The organism is Bacillus marasmi (genome assembly GCF_902168435.1).
In the GTDB taxonomy this organism is placed as follows: Bacteria; Bacillota; Bacilli; order Bacillales; family Cytobacillaceae; genus Bacillus_BU; species Bacillus_BU marasmi.
Genome location: NZ_LR656165.1, coordinates 123,715 through 141,813, shown reverse-complemented (window position 1 = coordinate 141,813; position 18,099 = coordinate 123,715). Strand labels below are relative to the sequence as shown.

Annotated in this window: 12 protein-coding genes and 1 other annotated feature; of the genes, 10 read left to right on the top strand and 2 right to left on the bottom strand. The window is 40.3% G+C overall.

The features are described 5' to 3' along the window. Nucleotides 1-143 precede the first annotated feature (143 nt). The gene (locus FXW34_RS02890; RefSeq protein ID WP_147532472.1) at nucleotides 144-806 is read left to right on the top strand and encodes a DUF421 domain-containing protein; all 663 of its coding nucleotides are present in this window, start codon (nucleotides 144-146) and stop codon (nucleotides 804-806) included. A 40-nt stretch (nucleotides 807-846) separates the two neighbouring features. On the opposite strand, the gene spoVB is transcribed toward FXW34_RS02890, so the two are convergent. Then, the gene (spoVB, locus tag FXW34_RS02885) at nucleotides 847-2,409 is read right to left on the bottom strand and encodes a stage V sporulation protein B (protein ID WP_147532471.1); all 1,563 of its coding nucleotides are present in this window, start codon (nucleotides 2,407-2,409) and stop codon (nucleotides 847-849) included. A 129-nt stretch (nucleotides 2,410-2,538) separates the two neighbouring features. Between spoVB and FXW34_RS02880 the strand changes: the two genes are divergently transcribed. The 6 genes from FXW34_RS02880 (at nucleotide 2,539) to dtd (ending at nucleotide 11,597) form a co-directional block, all read left to right on the top strand. Continuing rightward, nucleotides 2,539-2,835: a post-transcriptional regulator gene (locus FXW34_RS02880; protein WP_147532470.1), complete on the top strand. Its 297-nt coding sequence runs from the start codon at nucleotides 2,539-2,541 to the stop codon at nucleotides 2,833-2,835. Nucleotides 2,836-3,037: 202 nt separating this feature from the next. Continuing rightward, entirely contained in the window at nucleotides 3,038-5,302 is a 2,265-nt protein-coding gene (gene secDF / locus FXW34_RS02875; RefSeq protein ID WP_147532469.1) for a protein translocase subunit SecDF, read from the top strand. Nucleotides 5,303-5,754: 452 nt separating this feature from the next. Beyond that, a complete protein-coding gene (gene recJ / locus FXW34_RS02870) occupies nucleotides 5,755-8,121 on the top strand; it encodes a single-stranded-DNA-specific exonuclease RecJ (protein WP_147532468.1) in 2,367 nt (788 codons plus the stop codon). After that, the gene (locus FXW34_RS02865) at nucleotides 8,112-8,624 is read left to right on the top strand and encodes an adenine phosphoribosyltransferase (RefSeq protein WP_147532467.1); all 513 of its coding nucleotides are present in this window, start codon (nucleotides 8,112-8,114) and stop codon (nucleotides 8,622-8,624) included. Before recJ ends, FXW34_RS02865 begins: the two co-directional genes overlap by 10 nt. A 322-nt stretch (nucleotides 8,625-8,946) precedes the next feature. Then, complete coding sequence (locus tag FXW34_RS02860) at nucleotides 8,947-11,142, top strand: RelA/SpoT family protein (RefSeq protein WP_147532466.1); 2,196 nt, start codon at nucleotides 8,947-8,949, stop codon at nucleotides 11,140-11,142. A 14-nt stretch (nucleotides 11,143-11,156) separates the two neighbouring features. Beyond that, the gene (dtd, locus tag FXW34_RS02855; protein ID WP_147532465.1) at nucleotides 11,157-11,597 is read left to right on the top strand and encodes a D-aminoacyl-tRNA deacylase; all 441 of its coding nucleotides are present in this window, start codon (nucleotides 11,157-11,159) and stop codon (nucleotides 11,595-11,597) included. A 1,070-nt stretch (nucleotides 11,598-12,667) separates the two neighbouring features. On the opposite strand, the gene FXW34_RS02850 is transcribed toward dtd, so the two are convergent. Continuing rightward, nucleotides 12,668-14,218 carry an N-acetylmuramoyl-L-alanine amidase family protein gene (locus FXW34_RS02850; protein ID WP_246140834.1) on the bottom strand — a complete coding sequence of 517 codons (1,551 nt, stop codon included), beginning with the start codon at nucleotides 14,216-14,218 and terminating at the stop codon, nucleotides 12,668-12,670. Nucleotides 14,219-14,370: 152 nt separating this feature from the next. Here FXW34_RS02850 and FXW34_RS02845 point away from each other — a divergent pair, with 152 nt between their 5' ends. The 3 genes from FXW34_RS02845 to aspS all read left to right on the top strand — a co-directional run bounded on the left by FXW34_RS02845 (nucleotide 14,371) and on the right by aspS (nucleotide 18,045). Next, the gene (locus FXW34_RS02845; RefSeq protein ID WP_187118812.1) at nucleotides 14,371-14,547 is read left to right on the top strand and encodes a hypothetical protein; all 177 of its coding nucleotides are present in this window, start codon (nucleotides 14,371-14,373) and stop codon (nucleotides 14,545-14,547) included. Between the two features lie 91 nt (nucleotides 14,548-14,638). After that, nucleotides 14,639-14,877, top strand: a binding site (T-box leader). A gap of 101 nt (nucleotides 14,878-14,978) precedes the next feature. Next, nucleotides 14,979-16,250, top strand: a complete 1,272-nt coding sequence (hisS, locus tag FXW34_RS02840; protein WP_147532463.1) for a histidine--tRNA ligase — start codon at nucleotides 14,979-14,981, stop codon at nucleotides 16,248-16,250. 19 nt (nucleotides 16,251-16,269) lie between these two features. Beyond that, nucleotides 16,270-18,045 (top strand): aspartate--tRNA ligase, encoded by a 1,776-nt coding sequence (gene aspS, locus FXW34_RS02835; RefSeq protein WP_147532462.1) that lies wholly within the window; start codon nucleotides 16,270-16,272, stop codon nucleotides 18,043-18,045. Nucleotides 18,046-18,099: the final 54 nt, after the last annotated feature.

Sequence of the window (18,099 nt, the reverse complement as noted above, 5' to 3'; positions counted from 1 at the left end):
TTGATAGTACAAGCATATTCGCCGAACGATAGGATTAGAATCAGAGATTCATAAATCTGATAATAAATGGAAAAGCCCAAATTCCATTATGTTTTGACGCAGTTTGCGTAAACTATGTCTGACTATGACTGGAGGGGCAAAGGATGGAAGAATATTTTATTATCATCGTTCGCACAATTCTACTTTATTTGCTCATCTTATTGATGTTTCGCTTAATGGGAAAGCGGGAAATTGGTGAATTGAGTTTATTAGATTTAGTAGTTTTCATGATGATTGCTGAAATGGCGGCACTATCGATAGACAAGACAAAGGATTCGGTATTTCGATCTATTGTCCCAATGCTTTTGTTAATGGGAATACAAATGGTTTTTGCCTATTTATCACTAAAAAGTAAGAAGTTCCGCGATCTTATCGATGGTAAGCCATCAATTATCATAAATAACGGCAAAATTGATGAACGCGAGATGAGAAAGCAACGCTATAATTTTGATGATTTATTGTTGCAGTTAAGAGAACAGAATATCAGAAGTATAGCTGATGTTGAGTTTGCGATTTTAGAGACATCAGGTAAGCTGTCTGTGCTCGAAAAGAACGGTCAAGGCGATCAGAGAGAGCAGGAAGGAGGTTTTACGATTCCATTAATCATTGATGGGGAAATCGTTGAGGAAAACCTCCGAAAAATAAATCAAACGAATTTATGGCTCCGCCAGGAATTAAGAAAGCGTGGCTTCCAAAATCCAAAAGATATTTCTTTTTGCAGCTACCAAGATGGTGAATTTTTCATAGATATCATTGATGAGCAGTAATTCATGATGAATAAAAGGGAAATCAAGACCTTGTATCACGTTATCTGAAGACCCAATTAGCTAAAGGCTTACCAATTACTGGAATCCAACGAATGTCTTCTTTGTGCAGCAACTTAAACACAAACAGGAGAACCGTATAAAATAAAGCCATTTCACCAGCTGTAATTAACAGCTTTAAGCCAAGCGGCACTTGTAGGGAGAAGTGCTCTAAGAGCCAGAAACCGCACCAGCCTGTGACACCTATAACAATAAATGTTTTTAAATATTCGAGAACATAAAATGAAAATGAAATAGTCTTTAAAACTGTGGCAAAGTGCAGGAAGGTTACAAGTACGAAGCCAGTAATAATTCCTAAGGCTGCCCCGTTTATGCCGAAGCTTGGCTGACTTGCCAATAGAAAAATAACCCCGGTTTTTACAACTGATCCAATTAAGCTGTTTATCATTGCCGCACGAGCCAGATTCAACGCTTGAAGAACAGCCTGCAGTGGTCCTTGATAATAATAAAATAAGAAAAACGGGGCCATGATTTTTATAAAACCTGAGCCACTTGTTGAGCCGTACATAACTTCCATCAGAGGGTCTGCCAACACAAACAAGAGAACGACTGATATTCCGCCTGTCAGAAAGGTCAATCTTAGGGCTTGCTGTAGCCTATGCTCGATAAGTTTTTTGTTATTGTTCGAATTTGCCTCGCTGATGGCCGGAACGAGTGAAGTTGATAACGATAATGTAATGAACGAGGGGAGCATTAGAACTGGAATCGCGAATCCGGTCAGAGCTCCATATTGTTTTGTTGCCTCAATCGTCGCAACTCCTGCAAAAGCAAGACTGTGAGCGACAACGATTGGTTCAAAAAACCAGGCAATTGACCCGATCATTCTGCTGCCGGTTGTTGGCAAAGCAACACTCATGAGCTCGTGAAAGGTTTGTTTTCCTGAATGGACAAATTTAAAAAAATTAGTACGTAGCTTAAAGCGCTTTTTTAATTTAAACGAAGTTAGTAAATAAATCAGTGATGCTAATTCACCGATTACGGAAGCAAACATAGCTCCTGCGGCCGCATACTCAATTCCATATGGTAAAAATGCTTTAGTAAACGCTGCAATTAAGGCAATGCGGACCAACTGTTCGAGTACTAAAGCGATTGCAGTAGGCTTCATGTTTTGTTTCCCCTGGAAATAACCGCGTAACACCGATGACACAGCAATGATCGGAACAATTGGTGCAATCGCAAGCAGTGGATAAAGGGTCCGCGAATCCGTGAATAAAGTTTCTGCGAGATACGGTGTTAACAATAATAGGGCAGGGGTAAAAATGATTGATAACAAAAGCGTAATCGATAAGGATACGATTAAGATTTTCTTTATTGTTTTATTGTCGCCTTTTGCCTCTGCTTCTGCGACGCTTTTGGAAATGGCAACAGGCAGCCCTAATTGTGTTATCGTAATGACTAAAGTAAAGGTCGGTATAGCCATCATATAAAGGCCAACACCTTCTTCACCAATGAAACGAGCTATGACGATTCTATTGATAAACCCCAATACCTTGGTCACAAAGGTCGAAATTAGAAGAATTACAGTTCCTTTTAAAAACTTAGACATCTGGGCTCCCAACCTTCTCAAACATGCTGATATCATATACAATTAACTATATGCAAGAGAGTGGACAAAGCATGACAAGTTGTTTCGCTGATACAATAAAAAAGAGACTTATGCTTGGAGGCGGATATTATGGAAAATACTCATGAGTACGAAAGATTTCGTGAATTAGTAAGCCCAGCGTTAAAAAGTAAGGTATCGGAGTTTCAAATACTTGGTTATGAATCAGTGTCAGAGCAAGAAGTCTGGGACTTTTTAATAAACAAACAATGGCGTAAAGTAAAAGAAGATATCCATCTTTATGAAATCATTCGAGATGTTTTAGGTGTTCAGGTTGGTCAATACATGAGCTATGCAACCGTGGAAGCGTTCCGAACGCCAGAATTTGATTTGGAAAATGAAGAGGATCGTAAAGCGTTACTTAGATAAATATGAATGAATATTAACTTTTGTTGACATTTTAAAAGTGGAATTGACTTCCACTTTTAACTGTTTCATAATGACAATACTGACTTTTCTTGATTTTTTTTTGCGCTTTTCTATTTGTCTAGCCCAAGGCGGCCATCGGCCCGAAGTCTTAAGCCGATCTGCTTGCGCTTGCGCTTTTCTACTAAGGGAGGATTTATACATAATGGTAAAACGGAGTCGCATTATTGCCTTTTTAATCTTCATCGTTGTGTTCGGTGGAGTGATGGGGGCGACAACAAAAAACATCATTGAGGATATTAAGCTTGGCTTAGATCTTCAGGGTGGATTTGAAATTCTCTATGAAGTAACTCCAGCAAAAAAAGGGCAAAAAATTACCGATAAGGTATTAGCTGATACGGCTGAAGCGTTAGATAAACGTGTCAACGTATTAGGGGTAAGTGAGCCGAATATCCAAATTGAAGGAGAAAACCGGATTCGCGTTCAGCTCGCTGGTGTTACCGATCAAAACAAAGCTCGGGAAATTCTTTCGACTGAGGCAAATTTATCGTTCCGTGATTACAATGACCGTGTCATGTTGGACGGGGCTGACCTCGTTGAGGGTGGAGCGAGTCAAACCTTTGACCAAAACGGAAAACCTAGCGTTTCGCTGAAACTAAAGGATGCAGATTTATTCCGTAATGTAACCCAAGAAATTGTCGATATGGCTCCTAATAATGTGCTTATCATTTGGCTTGATTTTGAAGAAGGTAAGGATTCCTTTAAGGCAGAAATTACGAAGGAAAATCCTAAGTACCTTTCTGCACCAAGCGTAAATGAAGTTTTTCCACAGAAGGAAGTTTCTATCGTTGGGGCATTTACAGTTGAAGAAGCAAAAGAACTTGCTGCTTTGTTAAACTCAGGTGCGTTGCCTGTTAACCTTGATGAAATTTATTCAACCTCTGTAGGCGCTAAGCTTGGTGAACAAGCGATGAACGAGACGGTTTTTGCAGGGATTATTGGTATTTTGGCAGTATTCCTATATATGATTGCCTACTATCGTTTCCCAGGCTTTATCGCTACTATTACACTAACTGTTTACAGTTTTATTACACTATTGATTTTTGATTTAATGGGCGTTGTTCTAACGCTTCCAGGAATTGCAGCGTTAATTCTTGGGGTGGGTATGGCCGTAGATGCCAATATCATCACCTATGAACGGATTCGTGAGGAAATTAAAGTTGGTAAATCAATTAAGTCGGCGTTCAATGCCGGAAATGATAACTCGTTATCAACGGTAACTGATGCCAACTTAACGATGCTACTTGCTGGTATTGTCCTATTTATTTACGGTACAAGCTCAGTTAAAGGGTTTGCCACCGGGATTATCATCAGTATTTTAGTCAGCTTTATTACCAACGTTTATTTATCAAGATGGTTGCTTGGACTTTGGGTCAACAGCAATTGGCTGAAAAATAAACCAGGTTGGTTCGGTGTTAAGAAGCGTGATATCCACAGCCTTAACGATAATATTGATACGTTAGATTTACCTACAAAATTCGATCGGATTGATTTTGTTAAGCACCGTCGCAAGTTCTTTATCGGTTCCGCTGCGATGTTAGTTGCTGGTATTGCAATCCTGCTTGTCTTCCGCTTGAATTTAGGGATTGATTTTACGAGTGGTACACGTGTTGAGGTACTAGCAAAAGACCGTATTACTGCTGAAGAATTTTCAAACGAGCTGGAAAAATTAGACTTAAAAACTGACGATATCGTCATTTCCGGTGAGGATAAAAATGTCGGCGTTGCCCGCTTCAAGGGGATTCTGACTAAACAAGAAATCTCTGAGTTAAAAACTCACTTTAAAGATGAATTTGGTTCTGAACCAAATGTAAGTAGCGTAACTCCGACCGTCGGTAAAGAGTTAGCTAAAAATGCTTTTGTCGCTTTGATTCTTTCCTCAATCGGGCTGATTATCTTTGTAACTTTCCGATTCGAGTTGCCAATGGCAGTCACAGCGATTATTGCCCTATTGTACGCGACGTTCTTTGTCATACCGGTCTTCAGCTTAACAAGGCTGGAGGTTGATATTACCTTCATTGCTGCGCTGTTAACAATCGTAGGTTACTCGATAAATGACACGATTGTAACGTTTGACCGGATGCGTGAGAATATGCAAAAACGCCGTCGGATCAAGACTTATGAAGAAATCGTGGATATCGTCAACACAAGTATTCGTCAAACATTAGGCCGTTCCTTGAATACGGTGCTAATGGTAACGGTGACGGTTGTGGCACTATTCATTTTTGGTAGTGAAACGATTCGTCCGTTCGCCATCGCCTTGACCGTTGGATTAGTAGTTGGTACTTACTCTTCAATTTACATTGCCGCACAGCTCTGGGTGGAATGGAAGCATAAGGAACTGAAGAAAAAAGGTGTGTTAATCACCTACAAAGAAAAACGCAAAAATAACGATCAACCACAAGTATAATCATATTGAACACTCCCAGCTTTTGTCGGAATGCTGGGAGTGTTTTTTTGTTTAAATGCAATTTACTGTTTTAATAGTAGAGTTGTTAAGTACCCTCGATTTTGCGCTGACAAGAAATTAGGGTACTTATGATTGTTCAAAGTACCCTTATTTATGAGTTGACGAAAAAACAGGTCACTTATGAGCAGTCTTAGTGCCCTCAGTTTATGTACTGGCATCAAAATAGGTCACTTAGGGCTGTCTTATTACGAATCCACGGATAAATTTTAAAAAATCCATGGATAAATTCCGAAATCCACGGATAAATCCCGAAATTCGCGGATAAACACCCAATACCCAAAGCGTGAAATGTCCGTCAATTACAAATCATCTCTATATTCCATTAACGGGAACTTTCATTGAAACCCCTGACTTGCTTTTGTATAATAAGAAGGTTGAGGGGTGAAAAACGAATGTTAAAATCAAAATCTAGATGGATGGTTCGGCAGACTAATGAAGAAAAAGTTCAACATATACAGAAAGAACTCGCAATTTCACCACTTGTAGCCTCACTTCTTGTCAATCGTGGCATTGAATGTGTTGAAGAGGCACAAAAGTTTTTATATACAAAAGATCAATCCTTCCACGACCCTTATCTTCTCAAGGATATGGATAAGGCTGTCAGTAGAATTAAATATGCGATAGAGAACCAGGAACAAATTTATATTTTTGGAGATTATGATGCTGATGGTGTAAGCAGCACGACCGTTATGATGAAAACGCTCCAAGATTTAGGGGCGAAGGTTCATTACTATATTCCTAATCGATTTACTGAAGGATACGGACCGAATGAAGCGGCATTTAAGAATTTAGCAAGTAGTGGGGTAAGCTTAATCATCACAGTCGATACAGGGATATCGGCGTTGCATGAAGCTCAAGTGGCTAAGGATTTAGGAGTCGACTTAATTATTACCGACCACCATGAACCGGGACCAACACTCCCCGAAGCCTATGCGATAATCCATCCGAAATTGCCGGATAGCACCTATCCATTTCGCGAATTGGCTGGTGTCGGAGTGGCATTCAAGCTAGCGCATGCCTTATACGGAAAAGTACCTGAACATCTGCTTGAGATTGTCTTGATTGGTACGGTAGCGGACCTTGTTTCGCTTACAGGGGAAAATCGCCTCATTGTCACGCGCGGCATCCAAAAGATGAAAACGACAACCAATATTGGCTTACAAGCTTTGCTGAAGTTGGCGTCAGTTAATCCTGCAATGATTAACGAAGAGACGATTGGATTTACGCTTGGGCCGAGAATCAATGCAGCGGGTCGGCTAGAAAGTGCTGATATTGCCGTCGATTTATTATTAACAGAAGATGAAAATGAAGCGATAACGATAGCTGAGGAAATGGAGCAGCTGAATAAAGAGCGCCAAGCCATTGTAAATCAAATTGCTGAAGAGGCGATAAAAGAGGTGGAGGAAAACTATCCAATCTCGGAAAATGCGGTTTTGGTGATAGGGAAAGAAGGATGGAATGCTGGGGTTATCGGAATTGTAGCTTCAAAGCTAGTTGAACGATTTTACCGGCCAACGATTATCTTAAGCTATGACTTAGAGAAAGGTCTGGCAAAAGGTTCAGCCCGTAGTATCGCTGGATTCGATCTGTTTCAAAATCTATCAACCTGTCGGGAAATATTACCTCATTTCGGGGGGCATCCAATGGCAGCAGGGATGACCTTGAAAATGGAGGACGTGGACGAGCTGCGAGGAAGGTTGAACGCACTGGCTAAGCAGCAATTGACAGAGGAAGACTTCATTCCAGTTGTAAATATTGATACGGCCGTTTCATTGACCAATATTGATTTGAAAGCCATTGAGGAGATGCAAATGCTGTCTCCATATGGAGTTGATAATCCTAAGCCGAAGGTGCTAATTGACTCGGTTGAATTGGAGACGATTAGAAAAATAGGTTCTGAGCAAAATCATTTGAAGGTTACTTTAGCTGAAAGCTCGGCCAAGCTTGATGGTGTTGGCTTTGGCCTTGGTCACCTATTTGAGCATATTGCGCCTAATGCGAAATTATCGGTGATAGGAGAATTATCGATAAATGAGTGGAATAATATGCGCAAACCACAAATCTTTCTGGCAGATATGGCAGTGGCATCATGGCAGTTGTTTGATTTTCGCGGTAATAAAAAGCAAATTCAATATGTGGAATCGGTGCCGAAGCACCAAAGGAAATGGATTGTTTTTCATTCCGCACATTGTGCACTGATACCTGACCACCAAAATGAAGAGGTAATTTGTGTTGAAACAGAGGATTACGCGAAAACAATCGAGCTTGACGGTCAAAACATCGTCGTCGTGGATATGCCACCAACAAAAGCGATAATTGAGCAGCTGTTTATCGGGAAAAAACCAGCCCGTGTGTATGTTCAATTTTATAAGCGAGACAGCGACTTTTTTAGCACCGTGCCAACACGGGAACACTTTAAATGGTTTTATGCATTTCTGGCTAAGAAAGGGCCGCTGAACATGACTCAGCATGGGCATTTGCTCGCGAAAAACCGCGGCTGGTCAAAGGAAACAATAGAATTTATGTCACAGGTGTTTTTTGAATTGGACTTTGTTACAATAAACAATGGACTCATTTCCTTGCAAAAATCAACACAGAAACGAGATTTATCAGAATCGAAGACGTACCAAATGAAATTGGCGCAATTCTCCCTTGAAAAAGATTTATTATTCTCATCGTATCAGCAATTAAAAGGCTGGTTTGATCAAATGATTCAAGGGTCTGTTCATAATGAGGAGGAAATAAACGCATGGATTTAAAGAAATTTATCACAACCGTACCAGATTGGCCAAAACCAGGAATTCAATTTAAGGACATCACTACATTGATGGACAATGGTGAAGCATATAAATATGCGACAGACCAAATTGTCTTATATGCTCGCGAAAAGCAAATCGACCTTGTTGTCGGACCTGAAGCACGTGGGTTTATTATAGGCTGTCCGGTTGCTTATTCTTTAGGAGTAGGCTTTGCTCCTGTTCGTAAAGAAGGAAAGTTGCCTCGTGAAACGGTAAAGGCAGAATACGGACTGGAATACGGTAAGGACGTTCTAACGATTCATAAAGATGCGATCAAACCAGGACAAAGAGTATTGATTACAGATGATTTATTGGCAACAGGTGGAACAATTGATGCAACGATTCGTTTAGTGGAACAGCTAGGCGGTAAGGTTGCTGGAATCGCCTTCTTAATTGAGCTTTCTTATTTAGAAGGTCGAAGCAAACTAAGAGATTACGATTTATTAACATTAATGCAATTTTAATCATAACGGGAAGAGCACTCAATTTGGGTGCTCTTTTGTGTTAAATATACCCATGATATTGTCGAAAAATCGAGAATCGGGTGCTTATTTAGAATAATTTTTCGAAAAATAACATAAAGGTTTTGAACGTTAGGGGTCAGTATACTATAATTAATGATTAGAACCCAAAAAAATATTTGTAAAAAACGCTGCGTGGTTAGAAAAAATTGCCTATTACTTTACATCTGCAGTATTTTTTTCGATAATAAATACAATCATTATTATTTAATAAATCTTGTAAAAAGGTTCAAGTATAAAAAAGTTGAAATATAAAGGTGATTATATGGCGAACGATCAAGTACTTAGCGCCGAACAAGTCATCGACCGAACAAAAGCATACTTAAATGCGGAGCATGTTAAACTAGTTCAAAAGGCATATGAATTTGCAAAACATGCCCATCGTGAACAATACCGAAAATCTGGGGAGCCGTATATCATCCATCCAATTCAAGTCGCAGGAATACTTGCCGATTTAGAAATGGACCCTTATACAGTTGCTGCTGGTTTTCTTCATGATGTCGTCGAGGATACTGACGTTACCTTAGAGGATTTGAAAGAGGCATTTAATGTGGACGTAGCGATGCTTGTCGATGGAGTGACGAAGCTCGGAAAAATTAAATATAAATCCCATCAGGAACAACAGGCAGAAAACCACCGCAAAATGTTTGTTGCCATGGGCAAAGACGTGCGGGTTATTTTAATAAAACTGGCGGACCGCCTTCACAATATGCGAACGCTTAAGCATTTGCCACATGAAAAGCAACGAAGAATTGCCAACGAAACATTGGAGATTTTCGCTCCACTTGCGCATCGTTTAGGGATTTCAAAAATTAAGTGGGAGCTTGAGGATACGGCATTACGTTACTTAAATCCTCAGCAGTACTATCGAATAGTCAATTTAATGAAGAAAAAGCGTGCCGAGCGCGAGCAATATCTTGAAGAGGTCATTGCCGAAGTAAGAGAACGAATGGAAGAGGTCTCGATAAAATCCGATATTTTTGGTAGACCAAAGCACATTTACAGTATTTACCGAAAAATGCATTTGCAAAATAAGCAGTTTAATGAAATATACGATTTATTAGCAGTACGTATCATTGTAAATAGCATTAAGGATTGCTATGCAGTATTAGGGATCATTCATACCTGTTGGAAGCCAATGCCAGGCAGGTTTAAGGATTATATCGCCATGCCTAAGCCTAACATGTATCAATCTTTGCATACGACTGTGATTGGTCCGAAGGGTGAGCCACTTGAGGTGCAAATTAGAACGTCTGAAATGCATGCGATTGCTGAATTTGGAATTGCTGCTCACTGGGCTTATAAAGAAGGTAAAGCGCCGAGTGACATTGGTACTTATGAAGAAAAGCTTACGTGGTTCAGAGAAATTCTTGAAATTCAAAACGAAACAACGGATGCCGAGGAATTTATGGAATCGCTTAAAGTCGATTTATTTTCCGATATGGTATTTGTTTTTACACCAAAAGGCGATGTAATTGAACTGCCAGCTGGCTCAGTTCCTATCGATTTTTCCTATCGAATCCATTCCGAAATCGGAAACAAAACGATTGGTGCGAAGGTTAACGGCAAGATGGTTACGCTTGATTACAAGCTGAAAACCGGTGATATTATTGAGATTTTAACATCAAAGCATTCATATGGGCCAAGCCAAGACTGGTTGAAATTAGCTCAAACTTCTCAGGCGAAAAATAAAATCAGAGCCTTTTTCAAAAAGCAACGGAAAGAGGAAAATGTTGAAAAAGGCCGGGAACTTGTTGAAAAAGAAATCCGCAATATGGATTTTGATGTAAAGGAAATCCTAACTGCTGACAACTTAAAACGTGTTGCCGAGAAATTTAATTTTGCTAGTGACGAGGATATGTATGCTGCCGTAGGTTACAATGGCGTAACCGCGCTTCAGGTGGCGAATCGCTTAACTGAAAAATGGCGTAAAAAACGTGATCTTGAACAAGTCACTGATGTTAAGACTGCGGTATCAGAGTTGAAGGGCTTCCCTGCAAGCAAAAAGCGCGAGTCAGGTGTTCGTGTGACTGGGATCGATAATTTGTTGATACGTTTGTCGCGCTGCTGTAACCCAGTTCCTGGTGACGAAATCGTTGGTTTCATTACTAAGGGCAGAGGGGTATCAGTGCATCGGGCCGACTGTACAAATATCAATACTGAGGACGCCAAGGAAAGACTGATTCCGGTAGAGTGGGAAACCGCGCTTAATGACCGGAAGGAATATAATGTGGATATTGAGATTACCGGCTATGATCGCCGCGGTTTATTGAACGAAGTGCTTCAAGCCGTTAATGAAACGAAAACTAATATTTCAGCGGTAACCGGTAAATCTGATCGAAATAAAGCAGCGACCATCATTATGACAATCGCCATTCACAATGTGGCGCATTTGCAGAAGGTCGTTGATCGCATTAAACAAATTCCTGATGTGTACGCCGTCAGACGGATTATGAATTAAGGAGTTTTTACGGAATGAAGGTAGTAGTACAGCGCAGTAAAGCAGCAAGCGTAACTGTGGACGGAGCTGTTGTTGGAAAAATAAATAAAGGCTTCGTCTTGTTAGTCGGTGTAACACACGAGGATACAGAAGCGGACGCAGCCTATTTGGCAGATAAAATAGCAAACCTCCGAATCTTCGAAGACGATTCTGATAAGATGAATTTATCGTTACTTGATGTCGGCGGAGAGGTGTTATCCGTTTCTCAGTTTACCTTGTATGGTGATTGCCGCAAAGGTCGTCGTCCCAATTTTATGGACGCAGCAAGACCAGAGCATGCCATTGAAATCTATGAAGCGTTTAATCGACTAATGCGTGAGAAGGGTGTTCACGTTGAAACGGGTGTATTCGGAGCGATGATGGACGTCGCGCTTGTCAATGACGGCCCCGTTACGTTGATTGTTGAAAGTAAATAGATTGTTTTGTTGGATTGTTAGCTCCTCATCTTAATGGTGGGGAGTTTTTTGAATTCTGGCTATTGAGCGGGGAACGGGGATCTAGCTAATCACACCATCTAGGTCAGAAAATATCGGTTTAGAGTAATGAATAAAGGCTAATCGCACCATCTAGGACTAAAATTTGCGATTTAGAGTAATGAAAATTTGCTAATCACACCATCTAGGACAGAAAATATCGGTTTAGAGTAATGAATAAAGGCTAATCGCACCATCTAGGACAGAAAAAATCGGTTTAGAGTAATGAAAACCGGCTAATCGCACCATCTAGGACAGAAAATATCGGTTTAGAGTAATGAATAAAGGCTAATCACACCATCTAGGACAGAAAATATCGATTTAGAGTAATGAATAAAGGCTAATCGCACCATCTAGGACAGAAAATATCGATTTAGAGTAATGAATAAAGGCTAATCGCACCATCTAGGACAGAAAATATCGGTTTAGGGTAATGAATAAAGGCTAATCGCACCATCTAGGACAGAAAATATCGATTTAGAGTAATGAATAAAGGCTAATTGCACCATCTAGGACAGAAAAAATCGGTTTAGAGTAATGAATAAAGGCTAATCGCACCATCTAGGACAGAAAAAATCGGTTTAGAGTAATGAATAAAGGCTAATCGCACCATCTAGGACAGAAAAAATCGGTTTAGAGTAATGAATAAAGGCTAATCGCACCATCTAGGACAGAAAATATCGGTTTAGGGTAATGAATAAAGGCTAATCGCACCATCTAGGACAAAAAATCGCGACTTAGAGTAATGAATAAAGGCTAATCGCACCATCTAGGACAGAAAAAATCGGTTTAGAGTAATGAATAAAGGCTAATCGCACCATCTAGGCCTTAAAATATCGACTTAGGGTAACGCAAACAAGCTAATCGCACCATCTACAATAAAAAAACTTGCTTTAGAGTAACGAAAGCAACCACAAAACCACAAAACCATAAAACCATAAATCCTCACGACCACCACACCACCACATCCCCAGCAAAAAAGGCTCGTCCAAAGACGAGCCCGCCAAACAACTTTATTTGCTAAAATATTTTACTAATCCCTGATAGATTCCAGTAGCGGCTTTTTCCTGAAACCCTTTTGTCGTGATGATGCCTTCTTCGGTTTTGTTGCTTAAATACCCTAATTCTAGCAGGGCGGCATTTTGTTTATTTTCCCGGATGACATGGTAATCACCGTGGCGTACGCCTCGGTCTTTTAGACCGATATTCTGAACCAATGCTTGATGGAGCGCGCTGGCTAGTGGCTTTTGAAACGAATAATGGTAAAAGCTTGTTGTACCTCGCACCTGTCTGTCTTCACTGCTATCATAATGAATGCTAATGTAGGCATCCGCTGCATGATAATGGGAGAGACGAACCCTTGATGATAGGGATAGGAAGGTATCATTGGAGCGGGTAAAAATAACATTAGCACCACTTGCGGTTAATTTTTTACCGAGCAGATGTGCCGTTTGAATCGTGATATATTTTTCAGATGTTCCACTGTAGCCTGATGTACCATGATCCTTTCCGCCATGCCCAGGATCAATCACGATGGTTTTATTTTTCAAATGAATTTCTGCCCCAGATTTCTCAATTTGCTGGCCGCTGCCCTTCACTTTTACAACCCAGCCTGCAACATAGGCTTTATTTCCGTTGTTAAGACGGATTTCAAACCAGTCATTTACTTGCTTCACATTCTCGAATACTTCACCTTTATTGACGCGGTCAACAACATCAGCTTGGATGTTCGGATTTTTTCTGATGTTTGTTCCGTCATGCAATATTTCTATCGATTTATTTGTAGCAATCGCGACAGTCTGAGTTTCAGAGGCTCCGCCTTGCTCAATAAACCATGAGGCAACCCAGCCATAGGCCCCCTTTTGGTATTCGATTTTGATCCAATTGTTGGCTACTTCTAAAATTTTAAAGCTATCACCCTGACTTACTTTTCCGATAATCGTACCTTCAAGTGAACTTTTAGAGCGGACATACAAAGTGGATGCGGTTACTGTGCCATAGCCCTTCTCCAGTTTTGAATCGGATTTTTCTTTTGACTGCTCGGGCTGTTTTTCCGCAGCAGCTTTTACCTTTATGTATTGCTTGCTGACCCACCCTTGACCACCTGAATAGGATACTTTTACCCAGTCAGCGCTCGTGCTTGTAATTTCAACGGTCGTCCCGTTACTTAAAGTATCAAGCACTTTATAGTTTGTACCTGGGCCGGAACGAACTCGCAAACCATCAGTTGTCACTTGAGCGTTACTACCTTTGCTCAAATTAGAAGAGCCAGATGATTGCTTTTGATCAGTCTTTACGACCCAATTAGCAACCCAGCCCTTTTTATTTTTACTAAGATCGATTTGAATCCAGTCGCCGCTTTCTTTAATTACTGAAAATTTTTCGCCGCTATCGACCTGTGCGACTTTTTTATAGCTTAATCCTGGTCCTTCACGGACATTGGTTTGGTTAGAAATGATGGTAACAGTGCTGGTTGCGGCTGCAACAGAAGTCTTAATCGGGTGTAATGTCGTAAAACAAAGAATGATAATAAAGACCCAAATAAAATATGTATTTTTCGGCAAGCAGTGTCCTCCTTTCACCTATATCCATTTTAACGGACTAGAATATGTAATTCATTCCTTTTTTTCAGCGTTCTAGAATTTATCACCTAAATGAAACATTTTTGCCACTATTGGGAAAGATAATAACAATGAACCAACAGGAGGGGACTAATTTGAGAAATAGCGGGAAATCGATGTCAGCCATTGCAGGAGAAAATCAATTGTTCGGGATTGATTTTCATGATTTTATTCAACAAGAACAGCAAGCAACTGTATATGAATTAGCAACAGAATTTGGTCTAACTCTTGGGGATGTTAAAAAATTGAAAAAGCATATGGAGCGCTCGTAAAGATTGAAGGAGTACTATCATGGCGCCTCCGCTTTTTATTCTTGACAATCCCGAAAATGCTCTTTATGATTATATAGATAAAATGACTTATAGAAAACCAGTGATCGGGAAGAGTAATGAAGATTACACATGATTAGAGAGGAAATGTCGCGGCTGAAAGCATTTCTACATGTGCCTTGATGAAAGAACACCCAGGAGGTTTCGCTCTGAAACGGCAAATGGCCCTACTAGGAGCAGGACGTAAGCAGGCGTTAACTGTTAGAGCGGGAGCTATTTTTAGCTTCAACTAGGGTGGTACCACGGGAAAATTCTACAACTCTCGTCCCTTTGTTATTTTTAACAAGGGGACGGGAGTTTTTTATTTTTACATAAAATGACAATCAATCCCGTTGTTAAAGAAATAGGTAGGTTTTAAGGAGGATATTTAACACATGTCAATTCAAATTCCGCGTGGGACGCAGGACATTCTACCAGGTCAAGTGGAGAAATGGCAGTTGATTGAAAAGAAAGCTAGAGAGCTTTGCGAAAAATATCAATACCACGAAATTCGCACACCGATTTTCGAGCATACAGAATTATTCCAACGCAGTGTTGGGGATACAACAGATATTGTCCAAAAGGAAATGTATACATTTACAGATCGTGGCGATCGAAGTATTACATTGCGTCCGGAAGGAACTGCTTCAACGGTTCGTGCTTATGTTGAAAAGAAAATGTTCGGTAATGCCACACAACCTGTGAAGCTTTACTATATGGGACCTATGTTCCGATATGAGCGTCCACAGGCAGGACGGTTCCGTCAATTTGTCCAGTTTGGAGTAGAGGCGCTTGGCAGCTCTGATCCTGCGATTGATGCAGAGGTCATTTCACTGGCGATGTCGCTTTATCAAGAGCTTGGCTTAAAAAAGTTAAAGCTTGTGATCAATAGCCTTGGCGATAAAGAAAGCCGAAATGCACACAGAGAGGCGCTAATCGGGCATTTTCAACCACGTATTGGGGAATTTTGTTCTGATTGTCAAAGCCGCTTAGAGAAAAATCCAATGAGAATCTTGGATTGTAAACAAGACCGTAATCATGAACTAATGCAATCAGCTCCATCGATTATCGATTATTTAAATGATGAATCTCGTAGCTATTTTGAGAAGGTGCAAAAGTACTTGACTGCACTAGATGTTGAATTTGAAATCGATCCAAATTTAGTTCGCGGTCTTGATTATTACAATCATACAGCTTTCGAAATTATGAGCAATGCGGAAGGCTTTGGGGCGATTACGACTTTATGTGGTGGCGGTCGCTATAATGGTCTCGTTGAGGAACTTGGCGGACCAGAGACACCAGGGATTGGCTTTGCGATGAGTATTGAAAGATGTTTAGCTGCATTAGAAGCCGAGAAGGTCGAGCTTCCATTGTCTGAAAGCATTGACTGCTACTTGGTGTCGCTTGGTGAAGAAGCGAAGGATTATACCGTTACGCTTTTACATCAACTCCGCAAGGCTGGTTTTTCATCAGAACGCGATTACTTAGATCGTAAAATTAAGACTCAATTTAAAGCTGCCGATCGTCACCAAGCAAAATTTGTTGCCGTTTTAGGTGATGATGAATTGAAGGCTAATAAAATCAATCTAAAAAATATGGCAACTGGTGAACAAACTGAAGTAGATTTACCATCATTCATTGAAACTTTATCAGGTTTTTGTAAATAAAGAGGGGGATTAGAAAACTATGTTTGGAAGAACGTATTTTTGTGGAGATGTTCCAGAGACTGCCATTGGCGAAAAAGTAACTCTTAAAGGTTGGGTGTCAAAGCGTCGTGATTTAGGTGGGGTTATTTTCATCGACCTTCGCGACCGTACTGGCATTGTTCAAATCGTATTTAATCAAGAAACTTCAAGCGATGCATTAGCGATTGCGGAAAAGGTTCGTTCAGAATATGTCCTTGATATTAAAGGAACTGTTGTTGCTCGTGATGCAAGCACCATCAATGAAAACATTTCTACTGGTAAAATTGAAGTAATGGTGGATGAAGTAAACATTATTAACGAAGCAAAAACACCACCATTCCAAATTGAAGATAAGACAGATGTATCAGAAGACCTAAGACTAAAATACCGTTATCTTGATATGCGCCGTCCAGTAATGTTTGAGACGTTCAAAATGCGCCATCAAGTTACAAAAGCAATTCGCGATTATTTAGATGGCGAAGGCTTTCTTGATATTGAAACACCAATCTTAACAAAAAGTACTCCAGAAGGTGCACGTGACTATTTAGTACCAAGTCGTGTACATCCAGGGGAATTTTATGCATTACCACAATCTCCGCAAATCTTTAAGCAACTGTTAATGGTTGGTGGAGTAGAGCGCTATTATCAAATCGCGCGTTGCTTCCGTGATGAGGACCTGCGTGCTGACCGTCAGCCGGAATTTACGCAAGTCGATATCGAAACTAGCTTCTTGAGCCAGGACGATATCATTGCTCTTATTGAGAAAATGATGGCAAAAATCATGAAAGAGGTTAAAGGTGTTGAGATCGCGCTACCCATTCAACGCATGACCTATGATGAAGCAATGAGCCGTTACGGTTCAGATAAACCGGATACTCGCTTCGGCCTTGAGTTAGTAGATCTTTCTGAAATCCTTAAGGATTCAGGCTTTAAAGTATTCTCAGGTCCAATTGCTGCAGGCGGACAGGTTAAAGCATTGAATGTAAAGGGTGCTGCTGACCGTTATTCACGTAAAGATATCGATCATCTAACTGAATTTGCAGCAGTTTATGGTGCAAAGGGCTTAGCTTGGTTTAAAGCTGAAGAGGATGGCTTAAAAGGTCCGATTGCGAAGTTTGTATCTGAGGAAGAACAAGCACAAATTAAAGCAGCATTGGATGTTGAATTAGGTGACTTAATCCTATTTGTGGCTGATAATAAAAAGATTGTTGCTGATAGCTTAGGCGCACTACGTCTGAAGCTTGGTAAGGAATTAGACCTAATCGATCAAAGTCTATTCAACTTCTTATGGGTAACTGATTGGCCACTGCTTGAATACTCAGAAGAAGACGGCCGTTACTATAGTGCGCATCATCCATTTACAATGCCATTCCGTGAGGACTTGGATTTATTAGAAACAGATCCTGGCAAGGTACGCGCTCAAGCATATGATATCGTGTTAAACGGATATGAGCTTGGTGGAGGTTCATTACGTATTTTCGAACGTCCAGTTCAAGAAAAAATGTTTAGCGTTCTTGGTTTTACACCAGAAGAAGCTCGAGAACAATTCGGATTCTTACTTGAAGCGTTTGAATATGGAACGCCTCCACACGGCGGAATCGCTCTAGGTTTAGACAGATTAGTTATGCTATTAGCTGGAAGCACAAATCTTCGTGATACGATTGCATTCCCTAAAACAGCAAGTGCTAGCTGTTTATTAACTGAAGCACCGTCACAAGTAAGCAAAACTCAATTAAGAGAGCTTTATTTGGATTTAACTGTAAAAATGGACAAGTAATTGCCACTTCTCAATTCTTGTTTCCTGAAATATTTTATGGTACTATTTAAGTAA

Coding starts and splice junctions, on each gene's coding strand:
- FXW34_RS02880 (WP_147532470.1), top strand. CDS start 2,539: ATGGAAAATACTCATGAGTACGAAAGATTTCGTGAATTAGTAAGCCCA.
- dtd (WP_147532465.1), top strand. CDS start 11,157: ATGAAGGTAGTAGTACAGCGCAGTAAAGCAGCAAGCGTAACTGTGGAC.
- recJ (WP_147532468.1), top strand. CDS start 5,755: ATGTTAAAATCAAAATCTAGATGGATGGTTCGGCAGACTAATGAAGAA.
- aspS (WP_147532462.1), top strand. CDS start 16,270: ATGTTTGGAAGAACGTATTTTTGTGGAGATGTTCCAGAGACTGCCATT.
- hisS (WP_147532463.1), top strand. CDS start 14,979: ATGTCAATTCAAATTCCGCGTGGGACGCAGGACATTCTACCAGGTCAA.
- FXW34_RS02890 (WP_147532472.1), top strand. CDS start 144: ATGGAAGAATATTTTATTATCATCGTTCGCACAATTCTACTTTATTTG.
- secDF (WP_147532469.1), top strand. CDS start 3,038: ATGGTAAAACGGAGTCGCATTATTGCCTTTTTAATCTTCATCGTTGTG.
- FXW34_RS02860 (WP_147532466.1), top strand. CDS start 8,947: ATGGCGAACGATCAAGTACTTAGCGCCGAACAAGTCATCGACCGAACA.
- spoVB (WP_147532471.1), bottom strand. CDS start 2,409: ATGTCTAAGTTTTTAAAAGGAACTGTAATTCTTCTAATTTCGACCTTT.
- FXW34_RS02865 (WP_147532467.1), top strand. CDS start 8,112: ATGGATTTAAAGAAATTTATCACAACCGTACCAGATTGGCCAAAACCA.